The organism is Pseudoalteromonas sp. NEC-BIFX-2020_015, from assembly GCF_012952265.1.
GTDB classification, from domain to species: Bacteria; Pseudomonadota; Gammaproteobacteria; order Enterobacterales; family Alteromonadaceae; genus Pseudoalteromonas; species Pseudoalteromonas neustonica.
The window spans coordinates 16,391-39,762 of sequence record NZ_JABCJL010000023.1; the positions used below are offsets into that span (position 1 = coordinate 16,391).

25 protein-coding genes are annotated in these 23,372 nt (G+C 39.4%); 15 read left to right on the top strand and 10 right to left on the bottom strand.

Annotation, left to right across the window (positions count from 1 at the left end; genetic code table 11):
• Nucleotides 1–56: 56 nt before the first annotated feature.
• From HH219_RS15820 to HH219_RS15830, 3 genes are all read right to left on the bottom strand, one after another.
• Nucleotides 57–2,309, bottom strand: a complete 2,253-nt coding sequence (locus HH219_RS15820) for an NAD(P)-binding protein (protein WP_169328029.1) — start codon at nucleotides 2,307–2,309, stop codon at nucleotides 57–59.
• An 11-nt stretch (nucleotides 2,310–2,320) separates the two neighbouring features.
• The gene (locus HH219_RS15825; protein WP_169328030.1) at nucleotides 2,321–3,277 is read right to left on the bottom strand and encodes an acetoacetate decarboxylase; all 957 of its coding nucleotides are present in this window, start codon (nucleotides 3,275–3,277) and stop codon (nucleotides 2,321–2,323) included.
• Between the two features lie 400 nt (nucleotides 3,278–3,677).
• Nucleotides 3,678–4,229, bottom strand: coding sequence for a hypothetical protein (locus HH219_RS15830; protein WP_054206267.1), 552 nt, complete (start codon nucleotides 4,227–4,229; stop codon nucleotides 3,678–3,680).
• A 369-nt stretch (nucleotides 4,230–4,598) separates the two neighbouring features.
• On the opposite strand from HH219_RS15830, the gene HH219_RS15835 reads away from it, so the two are divergent.
• Both HH219_RS15835 and HH219_RS15840 read left to right on the top strand, forming a co-directional pair.
• Entirely contained in the window at nucleotides 4,599–4,766 is a 168-nt protein-coding gene (locus HH219_RS15835; protein ID WP_167349706.1) for a hypothetical protein, read from the top strand.
• 127 nt (nucleotides 4,767–4,893) lie between these two features.
• The gene (locus tag HH219_RS15840) at nucleotides 4,894–5,751 is read left to right on the top strand and encodes a TIGR02285 family protein (RefSeq protein WP_054455488.1); all 858 of its coding nucleotides are present in this window, start codon (nucleotides 4,894–4,896) and stop codon (nucleotides 5,749–5,751) included.
• A 49-nt stretch (nucleotides 5,752–5,800) separates the two neighbouring features.
• On the opposite strand, the gene HH219_RS15845 is transcribed toward HH219_RS15840, so the two are convergent.
• The 5 genes from HH219_RS15845 to HH219_RS15865 all read right to left on the bottom strand — a co-directional run bounded on the left by HH219_RS15845 (nucleotide 5,801) and on the right by HH219_RS15865 (nucleotide 9,407).
• Nucleotides 5,801–6,379, bottom strand: a complete 579-nt coding sequence (locus HH219_RS15845; protein ID WP_169328031.1) for a YceI family protein — start codon at nucleotides 6,377–6,379, stop codon at nucleotides 5,801–5,803.
• 3 nt (nucleotides 6,380–6,382) lie between these two features.
• Nucleotides 6,383–6,937, bottom strand: coding sequence for a cytochrome b (locus HH219_RS15850; RefSeq protein ID WP_169328032.1), 555 nt, complete (start codon nucleotides 6,935–6,937; stop codon nucleotides 6,383–6,385).
• Nucleotides 6,938–7,088: 151 nt separating this feature from the next.
• Complete coding sequence (locus HH219_RS15855) at nucleotides 7,089–7,922, bottom strand: ScpA family protein (RefSeq protein ID WP_169328033.1); 834 nt, start codon at nucleotides 7,920–7,922, stop codon at nucleotides 7,089–7,091.
• Nucleotides 7,923–7,936: 14 nt separating this feature from the next.
• Nucleotides 7,937–8,557, bottom strand: coding sequence for an L-threonylcarbamoyladenylate synthase (locus HH219_RS15860; RefSeq protein ID WP_054206263.1), 621 nt, complete (start codon nucleotides 8,555–8,557; stop codon nucleotides 7,937–7,939).
• Nucleotides 8,550–9,407: a PHP domain-containing protein gene (locus HH219_RS15865; protein WP_054206262.1), complete on the bottom strand. Its 858-nt coding sequence runs from the start codon at nucleotides 9,405–9,407 to the stop codon at nucleotides 8,550–8,552. The genes HH219_RS15860 and HH219_RS15865 overlap by 8 nt, the downstream gene beginning before the upstream one ends.
• Before the next feature lie 421 nt (nucleotides 9,408–9,828).
• Between HH219_RS15865 and HH219_RS15870 the strand changes: the two genes are divergently transcribed.
• Genes HH219_RS15870 through trpA form a run of 6 tightly spaced genes read left to right on the top strand, consistent with a single transcriptional unit; the run spans nucleotide 9,829 to nucleotide 16,468 of the window.
• Nucleotides 9,829–11,397 (top strand): anthranilate synthase component 1, encoded by a 1,569-nt coding sequence (locus HH219_RS15870; protein ID WP_054206261.1) that lies wholly within the window; start codon nucleotides 9,829–9,831, stop codon nucleotides 11,395–11,397.
• 1 nt (nucleotide 11,398) lies between these two features.
• Entirely contained in the window at nucleotides 11,399–12,016 is a 618-nt protein-coding gene (locus HH219_RS15875; RefSeq protein ID WP_169328034.1) for an aminodeoxychorismate/anthranilate synthase component II, read from the top strand.
• An 8-nt stretch (nucleotides 12,017–12,024) separates the two neighbouring features.
• A complete protein-coding gene (trpD, locus tag HH219_RS15880) occupies nucleotides 12,025–13,095 on the top strand; it encodes an anthranilate phosphoribosyltransferase (protein WP_054455475.1) in 1,071 nt (356 codons plus the stop codon).
• Nucleotides 13,088–14,452, top strand: a complete 1,365-nt coding sequence (gene trpCF / locus HH219_RS15885; protein WP_169328035.1) for a bifunctional indole-3-glycerol-phosphate synthase TrpC/phosphoribosylanthranilate isomerase TrpF — start codon at nucleotides 13,088–13,090, stop codon at nucleotides 14,450–14,452. The genes trpD and trpCF overlap by 8 nt, the downstream gene beginning before the upstream one ends.
• Before the next feature lie 7 nt (nucleotides 14,453–14,459).
• The gene (gene trpB / locus HH219_RS15890) at nucleotides 14,460–15,644 is read left to right on the top strand and encodes a tryptophan synthase subunit beta (protein ID WP_169328036.1); all 1,185 of its coding nucleotides are present in this window, start codon (nucleotides 14,460–14,462) and stop codon (nucleotides 15,642–15,644) included.
• A complete protein-coding gene (gene trpA / locus HH219_RS15895) occupies nucleotides 15,641–16,468 on the top strand; it encodes a tryptophan synthase subunit alpha (RefSeq protein ID WP_054206257.1) in 828 nt (275 codons plus the stop codon). The genes trpB and trpA overlap by 4 nt, the downstream gene beginning before the upstream one ends.
• A gap of 53 nt (nucleotides 16,469–16,521) precedes the next feature.
• On the opposite strand, the gene HH219_RS15900 is transcribed toward trpA, so the two are convergent.
• Nucleotides 16,522–16,791 (bottom strand): HU family DNA-binding protein, encoded by a 270-nt coding sequence (locus HH219_RS15900; RefSeq protein WP_054206256.1) that lies wholly within the window; start codon nucleotides 16,789–16,791, stop codon nucleotides 16,522–16,524.
• Between the two features lie 197 nt (nucleotides 16,792–16,988).
• Here HH219_RS15900 and HH219_RS15905 point away from each other — a divergent pair, with 197 nt between their 5' ends.
• Together HH219_RS15905 and HH219_RS15910 are read left to right on the top strand one after the other, a co-directional pair.
• Nucleotides 16,989–17,576, top strand: coding sequence for an inner membrane-spanning protein YciB (locus HH219_RS15905; protein ID WP_054206255.1), 588 nt, complete (start codon nucleotides 16,989–16,991; stop codon nucleotides 17,574–17,576).
• A 60-nt stretch (nucleotides 17,577–17,636) separates the two neighbouring features.
• On the top strand, nucleotides 17,637–18,278 hold the full coding sequence (locus tag HH219_RS15910; RefSeq protein ID WP_054206254.1) for a CPBP family intramembrane glutamic endopeptidase: 642 nt from the start codon (nucleotides 17,637–17,639) through the stop codon (nucleotides 18,276–18,278).
• Nucleotides 18,279–18,327: 49 nt separating this feature from the next.
• Here HH219_RS15910 and HH219_RS15915 read toward each other — a convergent pair whose 3' ends face one another.
• Nucleotides 18,328–19,752 carry a sodium-dependent transporter gene (locus tag HH219_RS15915; protein WP_054206253.1) on the bottom strand — a complete coding sequence of 475 codons (1,425 nt, stop codon included), beginning with the start codon at nucleotides 19,750–19,752 and terminating at the stop codon, nucleotides 18,328–18,330.
• A 211-nt stretch (nucleotides 19,753–19,963) separates the two neighbouring features.
• Between HH219_RS15915 and HH219_RS15920 the strand changes: the two genes are divergently transcribed.
• From HH219_RS15920 to HH219_RS15940, 5 genes are all read left to right on the top strand, one after another.
• Nucleotides 19,964–20,266, top strand: a complete 303-nt coding sequence (locus tag HH219_RS15920; RefSeq protein WP_054206252.1) for a YciI family protein — start codon at nucleotides 19,964–19,966, stop codon at nucleotides 20,264–20,266.
• A 392-nt stretch (nucleotides 20,267–20,658) separates the two neighbouring features.
• A complete protein-coding gene (locus HH219_RS15925; RefSeq protein WP_054206251.1) occupies nucleotides 20,659–20,922 on the top strand; it encodes a PepSY domain-containing protein in 264 nt (87 codons plus the stop codon).
• Between the two features lie 3 nt (nucleotides 20,923–20,925).
• On the top strand, nucleotides 20,926–21,600 hold the full coding sequence (locus HH219_RS15930; RefSeq protein WP_016709350.1) for a response regulator transcription factor: 675 nt from the start codon (nucleotides 20,926–20,928) through the stop codon (nucleotides 21,598–21,600).
• Entirely contained in the window at nucleotides 21,594–22,931 is a 1,338-nt protein-coding gene (locus tag HH219_RS15935) for an ATP-binding protein (RefSeq protein WP_054206250.1), read from the top strand. Before HH219_RS15930 ends, HH219_RS15935 begins: the two co-directional genes overlap by 7 nt.
• Nucleotides 22,918–23,325 carry a hypothetical protein gene (locus HH219_RS15940; RefSeq protein ID WP_054206249.1) on the top strand — a complete coding sequence of 136 codons (408 nt, stop codon included), beginning with the start codon at nucleotides 22,918–22,920 and terminating at the stop codon, nucleotides 23,323–23,325. Before HH219_RS15935 ends, HH219_RS15940 begins: the two co-directional genes overlap by 14 nt.
• Nucleotides 23,326–23,372: the final 47 nt, after the last annotated feature.

The following is a 23,372-nucleotide window of genomic DNA, read 5'->3' on the forward strand; positions in this document are numbered from 1 at the left end:
ATTATTTATAATTATAGACTAATTAATTACTAAAAGTAGTCTAAATATCAGTAACTTTAGGTAGTTTTTGTCGGCTCGAATGCATTTTCTCCACTTATAGATTGTGGATATCCACATAATGCTCGCGCTGTCTGCATTCCTGCCATAACAGCCGCTTCAACACAACCGGCATTCACACCCGTTTTGATCCAATCCCCTGTTATAAATAAATTACTAAACTGCGTACCATCCGTCGCTAAACGATACTGGCTCGAACCTGCTACAGACAAAACATAGCGTTCACTCGGGTCAACATTAACTCGCCAATATTGTTGATCTAAACGCGCTTTGCCTGACACATCATTTGCATATAATACTGACCAATCAAAGCCATTTTGATCATAAGCTAATGGCCATAATGGCTGCATATTAGTCGTTACCAATTGTGTTAAATTCGTTTTTACATCAGCTTTTGCTCGCGCTGGGAACGTGTGGTCACTTTGTGGTGGATATTCTGCACAGGCAAAGGCACTGCAAAAATAGGCAATGTTTTTTGGACTGTTATTCAATGGCCATTGCTCTTTGTCTACTAAGTTTTGCATTGCAGCCCACGTGTCAAATGGTTCGCTAAAACCACTTAAAATCGGCCCTTCTTCGCTTGGCGGCATATACTCCCAACCAAGCTGCTGATCTGTTTTATTTAACCAAAGCTGGCTGGCTTGCGTTGCTACCGTAAGAACATTTTTAGCTTGTGCAGCAAATGCATCATCAATAGCTAATAAACACGGGCAAATATGTTCCAATGATGCAACAGAAACACCAAGAATAAGTTGATCAAAATCGTGTTTGAAACGCAATGTTTTGTGAGGCAATGGCTGACCAAATTCAGCTCGATAACGACTTGGCCAGTCTGTCCAAAAAGACTCTAAATTAATATTATATTGCTGTAATAGCGTCGCTTGCGCTGTATTAATTTGATTATAAAGGGGCTCACTTGGCCAGCAAGGTAAACTTTTAACATCAACAAGGGGTTGATATTCAATATTATTTTTCAGTTCAACTTGTTGTTGCAATTCAATTTCTGTTACACAACGCTTACCATTACTATCATAGCCAGGCGTAATATTTTGAAGTTGATGGAAAAACTCAAACTTAACCCCTCTTTGCTTTAAGAGCTCATAAAGTGGTGAAAAAATCACATCCCCCATTCCTGCCTGCATTTTCCACATAACACCACCACGATAGCATAATGCGATTCTCAACATTGCTAATGCTGCAACCCCAGCTTCTACATTCGGTTTGCTAAAATCCCCTTTAGGGTATGCAAACACTAAATCATAAAACCCACGCACAGGGGCCGAATCCACACTGTATTGTTTATTCGCGCCATTTTTTAGCAGCCATTGGCGAAAATCATACTTATTAATAACACCAAAACCATCACGGTAAACTTTGTCTTTGATTAGCCCGACAAGCATTGCAATTGCAAGATCAGCACAAATATATAAGCGTCTTAATTGTGCATTTTCATCCATTAACTCTGTCAATTCTTGATTAAGCCAGCGCTTTAACTTTCTGACGATATACCAAATTACTAAGCTATCTTTTTTCTCAGATATTTGAGGCTGTAATGTATTTTTATTTTGTGTAAATTCATTTAATTTATCGACCAGTAAGCTGGGCGTTGATGTGATCTCTTGACTTAAGTTTTGTATATCATGTGTAAACGTTTTCCACGCATCACTGCCATCAGTGGCTAGCTCTTGAACATGTTGGTATAGGTGTTGTAGTAAATATTTATCACGTGTTTTTTTAGTTGTTAATTGTGTACTTTTAGCTTGTTGATTTGCTGCAATTTCTAGTTGCGGGATCCATTTTTTTAACCACGCAAGGGTCATTTTAATAAAATCCCATGCTGTAATATCTAAACTACCGTTTGCAGGGTTACCCGGTAAAACTGGAAAATCAATTGGCCACGTTTCCCACTCATTATCTATATGCTCTTCTAAGGCAATAAAACTATGTGGTTTAAACGCTTGTTGCCACGTGCTTAATGCGCATGTTGTAGGGCGATTTAATTTATTGTAAACCGTTTCGATTGCTTTAAAGCTGTTTACATATGCTCCAAACCAAACATGTAAACCATGTTCTTCTATACGCTCGCCCATCGCTGCATTTCGCCCACTCGCTCCTTTTCCCCCTAAACGCCATCCTTGCTGATAAACAGTAATTTCGCGATGCTGCTGCCAATCATCTTGCTCAGTCAAATACAACGCAGCAGTCATAGCAGCAACCCCACCACCGATAATGGCTATTTTTTCATTACTCATACTATTTTCCTTTATAGAGGGAGGACTTGAGAAGCTTCAAGTTGGTCAAAATCCATGCATATATAAAAAGGTAAATACACATCTTGTGGGCCTATTTTTAAGCCAAACATTTCAGCCAATGGAAAACTATCCAACTGCTCTATTTGTAATTGAAAGTCTGGCTTTAAGAATTTAAATTTATGGATTTTTTTAATTTCTGATGGCGAGTGCATCACAGCTTGATATACCGCTAATTTGCCTTGACCATCAGGGAATTGCTTAAATAATATTTGGTCCATTTGTGGATTAACAAACCCACTAAGCAATTGCTTTAATAAGGAAAAATCTATACCCATGTGCTCCCCATCAAACAAATTTGCCACACGATCACCAAAATCTTCCAACGTTGATAAAACACTTTCGTTATTTTCTTTAGCTGTGGTTGTTAAGGAAAGTAGCTGGTGTGTCTCTAATTTAGATGATGGAGAGAAATGTTTAAAGCAATCTAGCGATAATGAAAAATCAGTTAGTTTGTTAACAGAGCTAGGCATTTTATATTCACACATATATTTATTGTAGCCCCATGTCTCTCGTCCATTTATGAGTGCATAAATATTATTGACACAAATAAATGCTGGGTACCAATAAAGATGCGTAATATCTTCATCATCTCCTTGCTTTTCTACCTTTACAACTGGCAACCAAACAATAATATCTGTTTCTTGCATCCAACCATGTTCGTTAAAAGGTGGTGTTAATGAGGCGATTTTTTCAATATCAGTAAATGTCAGTAGCGCGTACTCACCCAGCCCTTTAAAGTAAGTGTCCTCTGTTGCTACTGTATTAAGTGTATTACTTATATACGCTTGAACTTTTGTTTGATCTATTTTTATAAAAAAGCCATACATGTTTGCATTAGTCATCCGACATGGCGGCTTTGCTACAGGGTTAGATAAGAAGTGACGATATAGCTTATGTTGGTCAGTCATATAATAAATTAATCTAAGTTAAAAACTTAGTATAGCCATACAACTAATCAATATACTAGTTTGTAGCATTTAATTAATACAATACAACTAGGGCGTGTTGACCTTTGTGGATTGAAATTTGTTCAATCTAGGGCCGATTTAATCGCGGCGCGAGGTTTGTAACCTAGCGGGCTAAGTAAAAACCGAGCAAAGCTTCCGCGTCCTGCTCACGCCCCTTACCTACATCCCTGTAGGTAACAAAAAGTTAATCGCCCCTAGGAAGAACCCTTTGGGCAGCGCATATTTGGCATTTATACTGCGTTATCGCCTATTTATGGGGAACAACCACACATCATAGGCGCTGCCTTGCCTAAATACCAAATAGACTGCTGCAAAATTAATCATGAAAGGTCAACACGCCCTATAAATCATCACTAAACAGTCGTTTACTAAAATATAAGTAACCTTGATTATCAAAATTATTTGATAATGGATTCATAAAGCCATGGCCATAGTCACACTGAAAACAGCTGACGTTCGCTTTTGTTTGTAGGCTTGTGATAATAACGCTCACATCAAAATGTGCCTCTTGATAAGGAAATATCAATTCGCATGGTATTGTTGCTGGTAAATTTAAATTATAACGAATTTGATTTGGATAAAATGCCACGAGCTTTTTGATATAGCGATTTTTAGTACATGCTTGGCTACGCCATGCGGCTGCCCCCCCAGCACTAAAACCAATAATTGTGGTATCCGTTTTTATATTATCTAACACTTTATTTAGTTTTTGAAAATAACCGTCATGCCCACACTGAGATATAAACTGTTGATATTGCAGCTCCTCGTCAATAACGGGCTGTAGTTGAGCATCGTATGGATCTACAATAATAAACTCACCATTCAACGCTTGTGCAAACTGTGTCAAATATGATGTTTTTCCAAAAATATCACTCACAATAATGTAATTCATCTATTGTCCTCACTTTTTCGTGCCTCAAAATACAGTATTTATAATTAAAAAACTATAAAACAACAAAAATGCTTGCCTAAACAAATTTACTTAGGTAAAGTCACTTCTTGGTCCTAAAAAAGCCTCGCGGTTAACCTCTTTACCTTGATCCAGTAAGCCCCGCAAAACGTATATTTTAAAGCTAAGTTATTGTACGGCGAGAACCCCAAGTCAAACTACGACATATTTTTTAAATAGTCGCATAAATGTCATAAAGATCGTCAACACTATAATGAAGCTAAACACGAAACAGTCTATCTAATCATGTTTTAACTGCTAATATGAAATTAGCGACATAGAAAAGATAACAAGAAAAAAGTGAGTTTTATTATGTCTTATAATTACAATGGATCTATGATCCAAATCGCACATCCAGTGCAATCAATTTCAGTAAATAAACAACGTGTTATTTTTTCTGATACGCAAGGTTTAAAGAATGCCTTGTTTACAAAAGCAAGTGACGCACGTCAGTTTGTTAAATGGCTGAAATCCAATTAATTTATATTGAATTGTATTATTGCTATTGAATTACGCCAGCCTTTGCTGGCGTTTTGCTTTTTTCCAAGAAACTATTTAACTAACTGCTACACTTATTTATAGTAATCATTTTTTAGTGGTATAAATAATGACAGGTGTGTATCTAACTCTATTTTTATTTTTATTATCTAGCACCACGGTACACGCTAAAACAATTGACTGGGTAGTCACCGACTTCGCCCCATATTATATTTTTAATGATCAATATGCGGGTACAGGACGTGACGAAAGTGTTATCTCTTTACTTGAAGAACAACTACCAAACTATACCTTTAAGCGAGTTATTTTACCTTCGAGCAGAACTGTTCGCGAAGTCTCGAACCCAAATCACACCTATTGTATGCTCTCGCTGTATCAAAGTGAGCATCGCCGTGAACATATAGCATTTAGTGAGCAAGCTTCCACTATTGGCTTATCACCTTCCATCGCTATCCATAAAGAACTCTTACACAGCCTAAAATTAGATCCTAACGCCCAAATTTCACTAAAAAAATTGTTAAGTGAATACAAACTCACCTTAGGCATATCAATGAGCCGTTCTTATGGAGAAACGATAGACGACGTAATAAATACTAATGCTGATGCATCTATCATTATTCGTCCGGGACGAGATACACTCGCAAGCTTAACTTATATGCTAAAAAAGAAACGCATAGATATATTGTTAGGCTATCCGAGTGAGCATTTTTATTTAGCTAAATCTATGGGCTTTGATGATGAGTTGATACAGCTACCACTAACCGAGGCGTCAGAACTCAGCTTTGGCTATATTGGCTGCACTAATACCGCACAAGGTAAGCAGCACATAAAAACTTTAAATAGCGCACTGGCAATCATAAAAGAACAGCCTAGTTATCACGAAGTATTAATACGTTGGTTACCTGATAATTTAAAGCCCTTACTTGAGCAACGTTTACAAGCAAACAAAAACGCCTCAACTAAGTGAGGCGTTTTTTCTAACTATTTGTGCGAATATTACTGCGCCTAAACTTTGCTTATTTACGTATGCCTTCAATAAATAAACCAATATCAACATGTGTTGATGCAGGCCCAAGATTATAATCAATACCAAAATCAGCTAATTTCAGGCTGGTTTCACCTTCAAAACCAACACGATAACCACCCCATGGATCTTTTCCTTCACCTATTTTATCTATTTCAAAAGTAATGCTTTTAGTGACGCCATGTAATGTAAAGTCACCCGTTACTTTTGCTTCATCGCCTTTAGCATCAAATACAATACTGGTGCTTTTAAAACTTGCTTGTGGAAACTTATCAACATTTAAGAAATCTTTTCCTCTTAAATGTTTATCACGTTCTGCATGGTTTGAATCGATACTTTTAGTATCAATATTTACCATGATCTGTGATGCATTTGGGTTAGCTGAATCATAATTAAAGCCACCATCAAATGTATTAAAACGACCATGTAACCAACTGTAACCTAAATGTTTAATTTTAAAGTTTACAAATGCATGAGCGCCTTGAGTGTCAATCACATAGTCTGCTGCGTGTGCAGTGCTTGCGCCAAATAATGTTGCTGCAACAGCAGCAGATAGTAGTAATTTTTTCATTTATTAATCACCCTTTAATGGTTTGATCATTCTAATTAAGGTTTTATCTTTATCGATAAAATGATGTTTTAATGCCCCAAGTGCATGTAACGTTACTAAGCCGATCAAACTACATGCCGCCCAGTAATGAACTTTACCTGCAATATCTGCCTGATTTTCTACCGATAAGTCAATTGCGGGAATACTAAATAACGTAAACACCTCAATCGCACGACCATCCGCAGTCGAAATCAAATACCCTGAAATAACAATACCAATCAATAACATGTAGATAAATAAATGTGCAAAGTGCGCGACTTTATTCACTACTTTACTTGAACCTTCAACAGGTTTTGGCTGTGTGCCCATTACCCGCCACGCTAATCTAAATATCAATAATGCCGCAAGTGTGATCCCTATACTTTTATGTAAATCCATCGAACCACGATACCAGCTATCGTAATAAGTAAGCTCGACCATATATAAACCTAGGCCAAAAAGACCTATAACTATCAATGCCATCAGCCAATGCAAAACAATGGTAACTAAGCCATAACTCGAGTGAGTATTTTTAAACATAGAAAGACTCCCTAAACCAGTAACGCTAGAATAGCCCGTCCCTAACTAAAAGAAAATAGCGAATAACAAACAAGTTGTGTGCATATATGCACATAACTTGTTACGGGTTTGCGAGTTAAAGCTTCACGACAATTACTTTGAGTGGGTGAAATTAGTTTTGTTCAACTAAGCCAATATATATTTGTGTGGTTGGATCGACTTGTAGGCAACTGATCAACCCTTCTTTAATTAGTTCTAACATCGCGATAAAACTCACTACCACCCCGCTGCGCCCTTCGTCAAAGGTAAATAAGTCAGTGAAAGGAAGCTGTGAACTGGCTTGTGATAGTTTTTGTAATATTAAGCTCATTCGTTCACGGGTTGATAGTGTTTCGGCTGTGATTTGATGGTGTTCCAGCGTTTTTGCTCGTGCCATCACATCGCTAAGGGCAAACAATAAATCCTTTAGATCTACATCAGGGAGTAACTGCGCTTGCTCATCTTGCTCTGGCACCAGCGCCTGTGCAATATAAATATCACGACCAACGCGTGGAATATCGTCAAGATTTTCTGCGGCTTGCTTAAATTGTTCGTACTCTTGTAATCGGCGTATTAGTTCAGCCCGAGGATCTTCTTCTTCTTCCAGTTCTTCATGTTTGGGCAATAATAAGCGCGATTTTATTTGCGCTAACAAGGCTGCCATTACTAAATACTCGCCTGCTAACTCAAGTTGAAACTCGGTCATCATTTCAACATAATGGACATACTGCTCTGTAATACTAAAAATAGACAATTCAAGAATATCGAGTTTATGTTTTTTAATTAGATACAGAAGTAAATCAAGCGGCCCTTCGAAGGTTTCTAAAATAACTTCAAGCGCATCAGGCGGAATATATAAGTCTTGCGGCGTATTCATTACTTCTTTGCCATGCAAAAAAGCCAGCGGCAGCTTTCGCTGCGCCAGCTCTTGTGTTTGAGCTACCTGTTCAGTGACGCGCTCACTCATGGTGTTTAACAAGGTTATTCAAATGGAGTTGTATCACCGCAGCCAACACGTAGCACTTCAACTGTATCTTCTGAAAGATCAATCACTGTCGTTGCTTGTTCGGCTAAGTAACCGCCATGAATAATTAAATCAACCAAAGGGCCTATGCGATCGCGAATTTCATCTGGATCAGATTCTGTAAACTGCTCACCGGGTAATATTAATGAACACGACATCAATGGCTCGCCTAATTCAGCGAGTAACGCACAGGTAATTGGATGCTCTATTACACGAATACCAATGGTCTTTTTCTTGTCATTTAATAGCCGTTTAGGGACTTCTTTAGTTCCTTTGAATATAAATGTGTACGGCCCAGGAGTATTATTCTTAATTAGCCTGAACAATTGATTATCTACGCGAGCATAGGTCGAAAGCTCAGATAGATCGCGACACACTAATGTAAAATTGTGGTGTCTCTCAATGCCACGAATACGTTCAATACGCTCTTTGGCTTGTTTATTCCCTAAATTACAGCCTATTGCATAGCCTGAATCTGTCGGGTAAACCACTACCCCGCCTTTCTTAATTATATCGACTGCTTGATTAATTAATCGTGGTTGTGGATTATCTGGATGAATATGAAAAAAATCACTCATGTGTTACTCCTTCTTGCCCTTCCCAAGTTTGCCAAACGCCTTGGCAATCTTTTGGCAGATATAAGTTTTTTCCTAATTCTAGCCAACTAGTAGGAAAATGAAAATCAGACCCTTGCGAGCACAGTAAGCCGTATTCACGGCTCAATTCACCCAAGAACTGTCGCTCCGTGGGTGCTTGTTGTGGTTGTGCAACTTCCATTGCATCGCCACCAGCATCTTTAAACTGACTTAATAATTTGCGCAGCCACTTATTCGACATTTGATAACGCCCAGGATGGGCAACAACAGCGACGCCACCTGCGGCGTGAATTGCCGTAATCGCCGTTTTCATGTCACACCAGTCACTTGGCACATACCCTGTTTTTGCACGACCAAGGTATTTTTTAAATACGCCTGGTATTGTGGTTGCAACACCACGCGTGATCAGCGCTCTTGCATAATGCGCGCGGGTTATCTGTGCATCACCAGCAAGCTCCTGCGCTTGTTCATAAATGCCATCAAAGCCATTTTTTTCTAAGCGTCGGCCAATCTCTATTGCTCTAGCAGCACGCTTTTGTTGCTGTATAGTGAGTAAACTGGTCAATGCTTCTTCATTGATATCTACATTTAATGCCACAATATGGATCTCAAAACTTTCCCACTTGGTGGAAATTTCAACACCTGTGATCAAGGTTAATGGCAGAGACTCGTTTTTTATATAGGCTTGAGCGGGTTTCACCGCAGCGATAGTGTCATGATCCGTAATCGCAAACACATCTATATTTTTTTCAACTGCACGCAATAATAACTGCTCAACACTTAGTTGCCCGTCAGAATGCGTAGTGTGGCTGTGTAAATCGTATTTTATCAAAAGAGAAGACTGCTCATATTAAATGTGCCAAAGTTGTTATTAAGTATAACAAAAAATTTTAATAAATTGTTTTTAATAAATACTTGACATTAACGCCGTTGATACGGTTTACTGTAGCCACTTGAGACACATTAAGAACAAAAACAATGACCAATTCAATCCAAAACACTATCTGGTGGTGGCACTCGTAAATTATCGGGTGACGAATTGTCGTGTCTAACACATTCAAACCCGCTTATTGCGGGTTTTTTTATATTTAAATTTTAGGGTAACAAACATGAATAACGTAGCAACTCTTACACATCATTGGTGGTGGCGCCTGGTATAGCGGGACGGTAATGGTCTATCTAAAACATAGATATCGTTATTCAAACCCCGCATAGCATAGCTTGCGGGGTTTATTTTTTTGAGGGAATGAGGTTTGATTTTTAGTCATATAACAACAACGCCAGGTGAAGTTACCAGCATCACCCAAGTGCGAGAGTACATCCATAGCCCATTAGCTCTTTACGGGCTGCTTGATAAAGACAACTCATTGTTATTAGAGTCAGCCGAAATTGATTCTAAAGACAGTGTTAAGAGTTTAATTTTAGTCGATTGTGCGCTTAAAATTATCTGCGCGGGCAAAACAGTTACGGTAACAGCGCAATCTAATAATGGTCAGCAATTATTGCCTTATTTACAAAGTAAGTTAGAAAATTGCCACACTCAACTAAGCGAACAAACCCTGACTATTGAGTATAAGGGCTGTGATAGCGACATTGATGAAGCCACTAAGCTTATCGCCGATAACGCATTTAGTGCTCTACGCTGCTGTATAAATAATATTAACAGCACCACTAACAATCCTTTTTCGCTATTCTTAGGCGGTGTATTTGCCTACGATATGGTGGCCAACTTTGAACAACTAAGTGATGTTCCTGATGGCGATAACAGCTGCCCTGATTATGTATTTTATTTAGCCGAAACCCTTGTCATTATTGATCATCAAGCTAAAACAACGGAGCTCATTGGAAATGTGTTTAACGGCCCTGATGTTCATGCTAATTGCTTTGAGGTAGGAAAGAAGCTTGAACGCTTAAATACATTATGCGACCAAGCTGATAATTTTAGTGCAACACAAACAATGGGCGCCAGTGATGTAACTGTTGATATCAGCGACGAAGTTTACTGCCAACAGGTCAAAAGTTTGAAAAAACACATTGTTGATGGTGACATCTTTCAAGTTGTTCCATCGCGCACTTTTTCACTGCCATGTGCAAACTCGCTACATGCTTACAGCCAACTAAAAAAACAAAACCCAAGCCCGTATATGTTTTACATGCGCGATAGTGAATTTGCTTTGTTTGGTGCATCTCCGGAGTCAGCTTTAAAGTTTTGTGCACAGTCACAACAAGTTGAAGTGTATCCAATTGCAGGCACCCGCCCCAGAGGTAAGTTTGCCAATGGTCAAATTAATCCTGATTTAGATAGCCGTATTGAGCTTGAGCTACGTAATGATCAAAAAGAACGTGCTGAACATTTGATGCTGGTCGATTTAGCACGTAACGACGTAGCCCGTATTAGCGTACCCGGTACTCGTCATGCCAAAGAACTATTAAAAGTAGACCGCTATTCTCAAGTCATGCATTTAGTGTCTCGCGTTGTGGGGACTTTAAAACCTGACCTTGATGCCTTGCATGCTTATCAAGCCTGTATGAATATGGGTACACTTGTTGGCGCACCGAAAGTCAGTGCCGCAGAGCTAGTACGTCAAACTGAAGGTAAACGTCGAGGAAGTTACGGTGGCGCGGTAGGTTACCTTACTGGTGATGGGGCAATGGATAGCTGTATTGTTATTCGCTCAGCCTTTGTAAAAAATAACATAGCCTACGTTCAAGCAGGTGCTGGTGTGGTACATGACTCTGACCCGCAATCTGAAGCAAACGAGACTCGCGCTAAAGCACAAGCAGTTATCACAGCGATTCAATCGACGTATCAAGGACACTAAAATGAGCGTAACTAACACTAAACTAACGGATGTAAAAATCTACTTTTTAGATAACTTTGATTCATTTAGTTATAACTTAGTCGATGAACTTTCTATGTTAGGCAGCGATTTAGTGGTATATCGTAACAACATAGATGCACAGGTTATTTTTGAAAAAATGTGCAACGAAACTAAGCCGGTCATTTTAGTGCTATCACCCGGTCCAGGTACGCCCTCAGCCGCAGGCTGTTTAATGGCATTGATTGAACTATGTAAAGGACACTTCCCCATGCTGGGAATTTGTCTTGGCCAACAAGCATTGACACAAAGTTATGGTGGGGTTATTGGCCATGCTGGCGAAACCGTACATGGTAAGTCGTCAATCATTGAACTTGGTGAACACCCCGTTTTTGCAGGTATGGGGGAGCGTATACCAGTAGCCCGATATCATTCACTTATGGCAACGCAGGTACCTGATAGTGTAAAAGTAATTGCTAACTATGAAGCAATTCCAATGGCAATCTATCATGCGCAAGATCATGCTTTGGGTTATCAATTTCATCCTGAGTCTATTTTGACGCCAAATGGCGCCGCGCTACTTCAACAAAGTATGCAATTTTTAGCTAACGCAAAGCAGTAGAGGACTTTATGTCAGTAAATCAACAATCAGCCACGCACAACACAAGTGCCCTCATTGATGTGTTACTTACACAAACATCATTAAGCTTTAGCCAAAGCCAACAGTTATTTGATGCGATAATGCAAGGTAAAGTAAATGATATTGCGCTCTCAGCATTATTAGTCGCATTGAAACTCAAAGGTGAAGTAAGTGACGAAATTGCAGGCGCAGCTGCTTCCATGCGTGCTAATGCCGTTCCTTTTAATACAAAATTAGCAATGTTAGCTGACAGTTGCGGCACTGGCGGCGATGGCTCAAACACCATTAATATTAGTACTACCGCGGCCATTGTTGCAGCCGCCTGCGGCATTAATATGGTCAAACACGGTAACCGCAGTGTATCGAGTAACTCAGGCTCCGCCGATTTACTCAAAGCGCTGGGTATTAATATTGATATGACACCAGATCAAGCCGTTGCGTGTTTAGAACAAACTGGGTTTACCTTTTTGTTTGCGCCGCATTACCACAGTGGCGTACGCCATGCGATGGAAGTACGGACAACGTTAAAAACCCGTACTATTTTTAATATTTTAGGGCCTTTAGCAAACCCCGCAGCACCTGAAGTGCAATTGCTCGGTGTATACGACGAAAACTTATGCTTAGCGATGGCGCAAACTCTAAAAACCCTCGGTACAAAGCGCGCTATGGTAGTTCATGGTTCCGGCACCGATGAAATCGCCTTGCATGGTAAAACGACCGTTGTAGAGCTTAATAATGGAGAGCTTCGCCAGTACACACTCAGCCCTGCTGATTTTGGCCTTGCAAACTATTCACTTGAACAACTCGCCGGTGAAGGTCCAGAATATAACGCCAATGCCAGTCGCGCCATTTTAGCAGGCACAGGGACGGATGCGCATAATGCAGCAATTATCGTCAATGTTGCCGCACTGTTGTATCTCACTGGTAAAGTCGAAAACTTTAAAGCAGGCGCACAACACGTCGTTGAGGTTTTAAAAAGTGGTCGCGCCTTAAACACATTAAACACTATTGTAGAGCAAAGCCATAAAGCCGTAACAAACTCAGAGGTAACCAATGGCTAACGTATTAGACAAAATCGTCGCAGATAAGAAAATAGAGCTGGCTGAGCGTAAAGTAAAGCGCCCCCTTGAGAGCTTTAAAGCACAAGCAGTACCAACAAATCGTGATTTTTATAAAGCCTTAGCAGCACCTGGTACACAGTTTATTTTAGAGTGTAAAAAAGCTTCTCCTTCGAAGGGCCTGATTAGAGAGCCATTTGACTTAGCTGAAATTACAAATGTTTATAAAAACTACGCCACCTGTATTAGTGTATTAACAGATGAAAAATACTTTCAAGGAAGTTTTGATTACCTAGAGTTTGTACGCAGCCAAGTTGAACAGCCACTGATCTGTAAAGACTTCTTTATTGATGAATACCAAGTTTACATGGCTCGAATTTATGGTGGCGATGCAATATTGTTAATGTTATCAGTGCTTGATGATAAACAGTATCAACTATTGGCAAGCGTAGCGCGCAGCTTAAACATGGCTATTTTGACTGAAGTGAGCAATAAAGAAGAAGTAGTGCGTGCATTAGCTCTTGATGCACAGATCATCGGTATTAATAACCGTGATTTACGTGATTTAAGTACTGATTTAGCTACAACCGAAAGACTGCGTACACTTATTCCTAATGACAAAGTCGTGATCTCTGAATCTGGTATCTATACCCATCAAGATGTAAAACGCTTAGCACCTTTGTGTAATGGCTTTTTAATTGGCAGTTCATTGATGGCTGAACGTGATTTAGAACGCGCGTGTCGTCGTGTAATTTTAGGTGAAAACAAAGTCTGTGGTTTAACTCGCAGTGAAGATGCCATTAATGCTTATAAAAGTGGTGCCGTATTTGGTGGATTAATTTTTGCGCCTAAATCACCGCGTTATGTTGACCTAGATTGCGCCTTACAAATAACTCAAAGCGCCCCGCTCGCTTATGTGGGTGTATTTGTAAATGAAAGCATTACAAATGTCGCTGAGCATGCAACAAGCTTAAAGCTATCTGCAGTGCAATTACACGGCCAAGAAGACAATGATTACATAAATACACTGCGCCCTTTACTGCCGCGTGGCTGTCAAATTTGGAAAGCTCAAGCAATTAAAGATAGCTTGCCTGAACCTATTAGTGGCGTTGATCGTCACCTATACGATACCCACAGTGATACACAAGCTGGCGGTACAGGTAAAACATTTGACTGGGCAATTTTAAAAGATGTAAAACAGCCGTTTATGCTCGCAGGTGGTTTAAATGCAGACAATATTCAAGGCGCTTTATACCAAGGTGCTCATGGCCTAGATTTAAACTCTGGGGTTGAGCAAAGCGCAGGCAAAAAATGCCAACAAAAATTAAATGATGCGTTTATCAGCATCCGCAAATATTGAGGTTAATATGAATAATCCAGCTTACTTTGGCGAATTTGGCGGCATGTTTGTCCCAGAATTGCTTGTTCCAGCGCTAAAACAACTAGAAAATGAGTTCAATAAGTCACAAACAGATCCGGCTTTTCAAGTTGAACTTGAAAAGTTACTTAATGAATATGCCGGTCGCCCTACACCGCTTACATTAACCCGTAACTTAATTAAAAACCCAAAAGTCAAACTATACTTAAAACGTGAAGACTTACTCCATGGTGGCGCGCATAAAACCAACCAAGTATTAGGTCAAGCATTATTAACAAAGCGCATGGGCAAAAAAGAAGTTATTGCTGAAACGGGTGCCGGACAACACGGGGTAGCCACAGCACTTGCATGCGCACTACTGGGTTTAAAGTGCCGTATTTACATGGGCGCAAAAGACGTTGAACGTCAGCAACCTAATGTATTCAGAATGAAACTAATGGGCGCAGAAGTTATTCCTGTAACCGCAGGCTCTGGCACACTTAAAGATGCTGTAAATGAAGCGCTGCGTGACTGGTCAGCAAATTATAAAGAAGCACACTATTTACTGGGCACAGCCGCAGGCCCTCACCCATTCCCAACCATTGTCCGTGAGTTTCAAAAGGTAATAGGTGAAGAAGCAAAAGAACAAATATTAAAAGCAGAAGGTCGTTTGCCTGATGCTGTACTAGCCTGTGTTGGTGGTGGCTCTAACGCCATTGGTATGTTTACTGACTTTATTGACGAACCTAGTGTTAAATTAATCGGGGTCGAGCCTGCGGGTAAAGGCCTTGATACTCACGAACATGGCGCAACAATTTGCAAAGGCACCAAAGGTATTTTACACGGTACATATACTTATATTATGCAAAACGATGATGGCCAGATAGAGGAATCATACTCTGTTTCAGCAGGTCTTGATTACCCTGCAGTGGGCCCACAACATGCATTTTTACATGAAACTGGCCGGGCTCAGTATGTGGGTATTACAGATACAGAAGCACTTGAAGCATTTCAGCTACTGGCTAAAAATGAAGGGATTATTCCTGCGCTAGAATCAAGCCATGCGCTTGCTTACGCACTCAAGTATGCGGAGGAGCTAACTGAGGAGTCCATTTTAGTGGTCAATTTAAGTGGCCGTGGTGATAAAGACTTAGCACATGTTATGGATGTACTTTCAAAAGGAGAAAACGCATGAGCCAAACTGACCAAAAAACCGACCGCTACGGCAAAATGTTTGCAGCATTAAGCGAGCAAAATCAAGGCTCATTTGTCCCATTTGTGACTATAGGTGACCCAAATAAAGAGCTTAGTGTTGAAATAATTAAAAGTTTAATTGATGGTGGCGCAGATGCGCTTGAATTAGGGATCCCATTTTCAGACCCTATTGCTGATGGCCCGGTTATTCAAGCGGCAAACATTCGCGCCCTTGATGTACACATTAACACGCAAGATTGTTTTGATATCATTAAGCAAGTGCGCCAATACAATGCAGATATTCCAATTGGCTTACTGTTATATTCAAACTTGGTGTTTAAACGGGGCCTAGAAGCTTTTTATAAAGATGCCAAAGCGGTCGGTGTTGATTCAATTTTAGTGGCTGACGTACCACTTCACGAATCTAAAATGTTTCGACAAGCTGCAATGAGTAATAACATTGACCCAATTTTTATCGCCACACCAAATGCGCCTGATGACACACTACGTCAATGTGCATCTTATGGCCGCGGTTATACCTATTTGCTTTCACGTGCTGGTGTGACAGGTACTGAGACCAAAGCACAAATGCCAGCGAACTCTATTGTTACTAAACTAAAAGAGTATCACAGTGCACCAGCATTACTCGGTTTTGGTATTTCAACGCCGGAAGATGTAAAGGCAGCCTTGGCTGCTGGCGCTGCTGGCGCTATTTCAGGCTCTGCGGTGGTTAAAATTATTGAAACAAACCTTGATAACCCGCAGGCTATGTTAAGTGGTTTAAAAGAGTTTGTAGCTACGATGAAAGCGGCTACAGTACGTTAAAACACCATTCATTAAAAAAGGGCCTGAATAGGCCCTTTTTATTTAACAATGCCTCAAAGGTTATCTTTTAGCGCTTTGGCGGGCTTAAAAACCGGCTTGTTAGCGCCTTCAATTTCAATCACTGCGCCCGTTTGCGGATTACGCCCTGCTCTTGCCGGATAATAACTTAACGCAAACGTACCTAAACCATTAACTTGCACTTGATCGCCTTCTGATAATGACTTAGTTATAGCCGCTAACATACTCTCTAAAGCTGCTTTAGAGTCTTTTTTAGTTAATTCACTGTGTGCTGACATGGCACTGATAAGTTCTGCTTTATTCATAAAATGCTCCTAAAGACGCCGCTAAACCTAACTAGGTTCACGGATTTTGGTAATGGTCGAATACAAAGCCAAGCAGGCTAAGGGTTAGTTACCCCTAAGTCAACCTTGTAAAGAACACAATAAGTTGATACAACCACTGCAATTATTTTGGTGTTATACAAGTTTTATCAAATTAGTATTAAAATTACGGGCATTCTATGCATGCAATAATTGAATTCATTCCGCTTATTTTATTTTTTGTGGTCTTTAAATTGACTGATATCTACTGGGCAACAGCCCTATTAATGGCTGCCACATTGATTCAGGTGACTTACTCTTATTTTAAAACAGGTAATGTCCCTGTACGCCAATGGCTATTTTTTGCCATTGCCATCATTTTGGGCACGCTGACACTGGTTTTTCATGATGAACAGTTTGTTAAATTTAAAGCGACCATTATTTATGCGGTAATTTCTTTAAGCTTACTCATCAGCCGCTACTTTTTTGGCAAAAACTTAGTCAAGAAAGCACTGAGTTCAGTTTTGCAAACAGCATTTGAATCAGAGCAAGAGGTTGCCGTACCAGAGTCTCTCTGGGATAAACTCAACATGTTATGGATGGCCATTACTGCCGGAATATCAGCATTAAACATTTACATTGCCTATAACTTCTCACTCGATTTTTGGGTTAACTTCAAAGTATTTGGTTTAATGGGGATTACTTTTATCAGTATTTTTACCACTATGATCATATTGTATAAATACTTACCTGATGAAGATGACGAAGTCGATAGTAAACACCTTTAACGTCATAAATCTGTCGTCTTTACTTGTTAGCCTAGGATACAAAATCACGCTGAGACGACCTTGAACGCCAATCAATACCGCTGGTTTGAATTTACACTTATATTTATTTGCTTGCCTTTAATTGGGTTTTATCTGCGTGCTTATTTAGCAAACTGGCTGATCCCCGCACTTATTATATTAATGAGTGTATGCGGCATGCTCTTACTTGGTGATCCTCACTTTAAACGCTTTAGGATTACCAGCCTTGGCCAATTTTCGGCTGTTAAACGTCGGTTGTTTAGTTTCTTTTTTATAGGTGCTCTATTTTCTGGCGTATTCTACGGAATAATTAATCAAGGAAATTGGTTTGTTATGCCACGAAACTCACTTCAAGACTGGTTAATGTTACTCATTCTTTATCCTGTTTTGTCTGTGATGCCACAAGAATTAATATTTAGAACCTACTTTTTTCATCGATATAAGCGCATTATGCCAAACAAAACGGTGCGAATTCTCGTCAGTGCCACGGTGTTTGCATTAGCACATATTGTTTATGCTAATTGGGTGGCTGTAATACTCGCATTTATTGGCGGTTTATTATTTGCGTTCACCTATGCACAAAGCCGTTCGACGTTTGTGTGTGTAATTGAGCATAGCTTGTGGGGCTTGTGGATGTTTACATTGGGGATAGGACAATATTTAGATTCTGCAATAGTGCCTTAAACAAAAGCCGCGCTAAATAGCGCGGCTTTTGAATCAAAAACTACCTAACTTAAAAACCAAATATACTCACTGCAAAAAATTTCGTCGCAACAGTATTTACCAATATTACTGTTAATATCACAGGAATAAACGTAGAAAGAGAGAAGTTTACGTACTTTTCAGTAAAGCTACCCGCATAACTAGGGCAACCTTGGCTTAACTCTTCACTTAAGCGAACTTTCTTCCAGCGGTACATAACAAATAAACATACCATCAAACCATTAAGCGGTAAAATCGTGTCGTAAAACACATCATACACAATATCAAATAAGCTTTTTGAACCACCGCCATAGTTGGTAAATGATGTTAATCCTTCAACCATACCAAATGACATTGTGCACAATACTGTCAGTACACCAATACTACCCGTTAAGATAAGCAACGCCATTTTACGGCTGATACCTTTACGATCACATAATGTTGCCGTTGGTACTTCAACGATTGATACTAATGATGTTATCGCCGCAAAAAATACTAATAAGAAAAAGATAAACGCAACAATTGATGCGCCTACATAGCCAATATCAGTTTGTAGTGCTAACAATATTTTTGGTAAAAATTCAAAAATCATTGATACAGAAGAATCTGACAGTTTAGTTGGGTCTGTCTCAGGATTAAAACTAAAGATTGCTGGTAACACCATTAAGCCGGCAATAAATGCAACTAACGAATCTGTTACCGCAACCATTTTAGCACTGCCTACAATGTCGTCTTTTTTAGAAATATACGATGCATAGGTCATTAAAATACCCATACCTAAAGACAATGAAAAGAATGCTTGTGCTAATGCACCATTGAGTACGCTCGCGTTCATTTTAGTAAAGTCAGGGATAATATAGTATTTAACACCTGCCATAGCATTATCAAGGGTCAGTACATAAACAACCAACGCGATTAATAATACAAACAACGCGGGCATTAAAAATTTCGCTGCCTTTTCAATCCCTTGCTTAACACCACCGACAAGAATCAAGTTAACAATTAGCGCCACAACCGCCATATAACCGAACACGCTTGAGCTATTTATAAATACCCCAAAACTTTTAGGGTCAGCCAACATATCTAAATTACCGAGTGCTACTTGACTTAAATAACCAAATATCCACACGGTGATAACCATATAAAAAACAGCAATCATAAAGGGGGTTAATACAGCTAAAAAGCCTGCAAACGTCCACTTTTTATCATTACCAGAGAGCAGTTTATATGCATTTAATGGATCTTTTTGTGCTTGGCGGCCCATTGCCATCTCAGCCATCATTACGGGTAAACAAATAAAAACGACAAACAGTGCATAAATAAGTAAGAATGCACCACCACCATTTTTTGTTGCCGAGACAGGGAACCCAACTAAGTTACCTATACCAACTGCAGAGCCTGCCGCTGCTAATATAAAACCTAGGCGAGAGCTAAAGTGCTCACGATTATCGCTCATTTAAAAACCTTATTATTATTTTTTAACATCCCAGCGACTCTAACAGTGTTGTGCTGGGCTTTTCAAGCATATTCAGTTTAAAAGTATAATGTGGCTGTAAACCACACAGTCAACAAATCAAAGGTTAAGTAATCGCAATTTATTCGCCTAACAGATCTGCTGTGCTAATATCGAAACAATTTCAATAATATTAAAATGTAGAGAACATACTATGCTGTATATGATTTACTCAACTGATGTTGACAAGAGCTTAGCGTTTAGAAAAGCAGCCCGACCAGCCCATTTAGCACGTTTACAAGAGCTAAATGAACAAGGCAGATTACTCACTGCAGGCCCTCTTCCTGCAGTTGATAATGATGACCCAGGTGAAGCTGGTTTTACAGGCTCTTTAGTTATTGCTGAATTTAACTCGTTAGAAGCTGCACGTGAATGGGCTGCTGCCGACCCTTATGTCAGTGGTGGGGTATATGACAATTCTGTTGTTAAACCCTTTAAAAAAGTATTCCCAGCTTAAACCTTAAAATTATACCCAAACCAACTCAAGATGCAGAATTCAGCGCTTCACCGAGTTGGTTTAAAAGCGAATTATACGGGCGTTATTGATTTGAACAATAGAACCTCTATTTATACCAATCAGCGTAGATATGGGGTCTATTTAATGACAAGAACACTGCGCTATAACGGGCGTGCCTAAATCGCTTTTAATTCCAACTGAAACGCGCATATTGAGGTGGCTTGGGTATATCCCTAGCCTCATAATTGCAATTTGAGCTGCACAGTTCAGTGTTTGTTCACGAGTTGTTAATTAAACTCATCCAGCTTAAATCATGTTTTTCATGATTTTTACTTGAGTTTTAGCTAGTTGGTTCATTAAACTAACAAGGTCTGGTTTAGGAGTTGCCCATCATGCGTATGTTATTAGCCCTTGGCGTCGTCATTTTTACACTATTTTCGTTCTCTTTTTCGAATAATAGTTATGCTGACTCTCAGGTAAATAAAACACCCATCACAAAAAAACAAGCGGTTGAGCTTGCTAAAAAAATAGAAGATGGTAAAACTCTCAAAATTACCGTACAAAATGACGTTTATACCGTAAGAATATTAAAAGCTGACGGCCATGTTGTCGACATTCACGTAAATAAAAAAACCGGCGAAGCGAAAAAGGATTAAAAAATGCGAATTTTAGTAATTGAAGATGATTTACACCTAGCAGATAATCTACGCAATGCATTAGAAAAAGAACGCTATAGTGTTGATCTATGTCATGACGGCGAAGCTGGTTTATTCCATATCACTGAATACCCTCTTGATATGGCGGTCGTTGATTTAGGTTTACCAAAAATAGATGGTATTGAACTTATCAATAAAGCGCGAGCGCAAGGGATTACCATTCCTATACTTATATTAACTGCACGCGATCGTTGGCAAGATAAAGTAGAAGGCCTTGATGCGGGCGCTGATGACTATCTAACAAAACCATTTCATGTTGAAGAATTGATTGCACGTTGTAATGCCCTCATTCGACGCAGTGCAGGTAAAGCAAATCCAGAAATGACTGCTGGACCAATTAAAATTCATACGCGCTCACAACAAGTATGGGTTGATGACAGAGAATTAAGCCTGACGGCCTATGAATACAAAGTTCTTGAGTATTTAATGGTTAACCCGCAAAAAGTAATCTCTAAATCTGAATTAACCGAGCATATTTATGATCAAGATTTTGATTTAGATTCAAACGTCATTGAAGTATTCGTACTGCGCTTACGTAAAAAGCTCGACCCTGATGGCACACTAAACCCGGTAGAAACCCTACGTGGACGTGGTTACAGGCTCAAAAGCCAGTGGTAGCGTCGCAAATATCGCTTAAAATAAGGCAAGGATTTATCCTTGTCTTTGTTTTATTGGTCGCCTTACCTATTTTATTTTTCTCTATTGGTAAGGCGTACTACGCGTCATTAATCGAAGCCACCGAAAAAACCCTCGAAGCCCATTTATACTCATTAATTTCAGAGGTTGATTTTACGGAACGCGGCATTATTATGCCCAGTACCATTTTAGCCCCAGAACTGAACCGTTTAAATTCTGATACGTATGCAATGATCTATCGCGATGAACAGCCCGTTTGGCATTCTGAGTCTGCGGTTAATGTAAATTTTGCCCCACAAAGTATCGAAGCGCGTGCTGGCTCTGCTGATTTTCGCCGTATTGAGTACAAAGGGACTGCTTATTGGCAATTAAGTCTAACGGTCATTTTAGGTAATATTGATCAATCGGAACAAGCGCGCTTTATATTATTAAAGCGTAATGATGCCCTACTGCGTTTAATGGACGGTTTTAAACAAACACTCGTCAATTGGATGTATGTAATGGGTGTTGCAATAGCAGCATTAATGGCTATTGGGTTTGTTTGGAGCGCACGTCCGCTACAGCGTCTTGATAAAGAGATAAAAGCCATTGAATCGGGTGATATTCAAGAAATAAAAGGCCTATATCCCATAGAGCTGCAAACAATAAAAGCTGATTTAAATCTACTACTGCAGACCCAACAACGTCAAAAAGAGCGTTATCGAGCTTCTTTAAGTGACTTAGCACACGCGCTTAAAACGCCTTTGGCCGTGTTAAAATCAAGTCCACTGGCCAATGACGCTGATGCTCAAGAACAACTTGATCGTATCAACGTGATGATCGAACATCAATTAAAGCGAGCTGCAACTGGTGCAGCTGATACATGGAAAAAACAAACCATGATCAAGCCTGTTATTGATTCAATACTCAGTGCTATGAGCAAAGTTTACCGAGACAAAGATATTATTTTTACTTGCGATGTCACTGACAAGCAGTACTTTTTAGGTGATAAAACCGATTTGCTTGAATTATTAGGTAATTTAATTGATAACGCATGTAAAGCGTGTCGTTCACAAGTGGCTATCCATGTAATACAAGATAAAAACCTCAGCGTTGCTATAAGTGATGATGGCCCTGGCGTACCAATTGATAAACGTGAGTCTTTACTCACTCGCGGAACTCGTTTAGATACATATGAAAATGGCCATGGTGTAGGAATGGCAATTGTGTCAGATTTAGTAAAATCGTATAACGGGACACTTACCATTTTAGATTCTCACACCTTAAATGGTGCTAACTTTATATTAGAGTTTAATTATAATGATAAAAAATAATAGCTTAACTTTACTATGTGCATTAATACTGCTCTTTACTGAAAATGCTTTAAGTATGGATGACTGTATCTTAGATGATAAAGCGACCACTAATGAAGCTAAAAAGTATATTCAATGTTTAGATAGAAACATTGCTAACTTAAAGAGAACACAAAAAACGTGGATCAATAAGCTCAACTTAGATTTAGAAAAAATTCAAGAGGATACGGGGAACACGCAACTTTTACCTATATTTACTCGTAGTTTAACTTCCCACACTCGCTTTTTAGAAGACAGCTGCCGTTGGCGCTATCTGCAAAAGATGCCCAACGCCACCCAAGCGGCAATAGTATATAAACGCTGTGAGATTTTACTATTAGATCAATACATAGCCACTTTAAAACAACCTTTATAGGTAGCGTAATGCACACCTAAGTAACCAACACAGGTAACGTGTTGGTT

Excerpts from the sequence above, each read along its gene's own strand:
- HH219_RS15900 (WP_054206256.1), bottom strand. The coding sequence starts at position 16,791 with ATGAATAAAGCAGAACTTATCAGTGCCATGTCAGCACACAGTGAATTA.
- trpB (WP_169328036.1), top strand. The coding sequence starts at position 14,460 with ATGAATAATCCAGCTTACTTTGGCGAATTTGGCGGCATGTTTGTCCCA.
- HH219_RS15875 (WP_169328034.1), top strand. The coding sequence starts at position 11,399 with ATGAGCGTAACTAACACTAAACTAACGGATGTAAAAATCTACTTTTTA.
- trpCF (WP_169328035.1), top strand. The coding sequence starts at position 13,088 with ATGGCTAACGTATTAGACAAAATCGTCGCAGATAAGAAAATAGAGCTG.
- HH219_RS15845 (WP_169328031.1), bottom strand. The coding sequence starts at position 6,379 with ATGAAAAAATTACTACTATCTGCTGCTGTTGCAGCAACATTATTTGGC.
- HH219_RS15820 (WP_169328029.1), bottom strand. The coding sequence starts at position 2,309 with ATGAGTAATGAAAAAATAGCCATTATCGGTGGTGGGGTTGCTGCTATG.
- HH219_RS15825 (WP_169328030.1), bottom strand. The coding sequence starts at position 3,277 with ATGACTGACCAACATAAGCTATATCGTCACTTCTTATCTAACCCTGTA.
- HH219_RS15905 (WP_054206255.1), top strand. The coding sequence starts at position 16,989 with ATGCATGCAATAATTGAATTCATTCCGCTTATTTTATTTTTTGTGGTC.
- HH219_RS15840 (WP_054455488.1), top strand. The coding sequence starts at position 4,894 with ATGACAGGTGTGTATCTAACTCTATTTTTATTTTTATTATCTAGCACC.
- HH219_RS15915 (WP_054206253.1), bottom strand. The coding sequence starts at position 19,752 with ATGAGCGATAATCGTGAGCACTTTAGCTCTCGCCTAGGTTTTATATTA.
- HH219_RS15855 (WP_169328033.1), bottom strand. The coding sequence starts at position 7,922 with ATGAGTGAGCGCGTCACTGAACAGGTAGCTCAAACACAAGAGCTGGCG.
- HH219_RS15930 (WP_016709350.1), top strand. The coding sequence starts at position 20,926 with ATGCGAATTTTAGTAATTGAAGATGATTTACACCTAGCAGATAATCTA.
- trpA (WP_054206257.1), top strand. The coding sequence starts at position 15,641 with ATGAGCCAAACTGACCAAAAAACCGACCGCTACGGCAAAATGTTTGCA.
- HH219_RS15835 (WP_167349706.1), top strand. The coding sequence starts at position 4,599 with ATGTCTTATAATTACAATGGATCTATGATCCAAATCGCACATCCAGTG.
- HH219_RS15925 (WP_054206251.1), top strand. The coding sequence starts at position 20,659 with ATGCGTATGTTATTAGCCCTTGGCGTCGTCATTTTTACACTATTTTCG.
- HH219_RS15940 (WP_054206249.1), top strand. The coding sequence starts at position 22,918 with ATGATAAAAAATAATAGCTTAACTTTACTATGTGCATTAATACTGCTC.
- HH219_RS15830 (WP_054206267.1), bottom strand. The coding sequence starts at position 4,229 with ATGAATTACATTATTGTGAGTGATATTTTTGGAAAAACATCATATTTG.
- trpD (WP_054455475.1), top strand. The coding sequence starts at position 12,025 with ATGTCAGTAAATCAACAATCAGCCACGCACAACACAAGTGCCCTCATT.
- HH219_RS15850 (WP_169328032.1), bottom strand. The coding sequence starts at position 6,937 with ATGTTTAAAAATACTCACTCGAGTTATGGCTTAGTTACCATTGTTTTG.
- HH219_RS15860 (WP_054206263.1), bottom strand. The coding sequence starts at position 8,557 with ATGAGTGATTTTTTTCATATTCATCCAGATAATCCACAACCACGATTA.
- HH219_RS15920 (WP_054206252.1), top strand. The coding sequence starts at position 19,964 with ATGCTGTATATGATTTACTCAACTGATGTTGACAAGAGCTTAGCGTTT.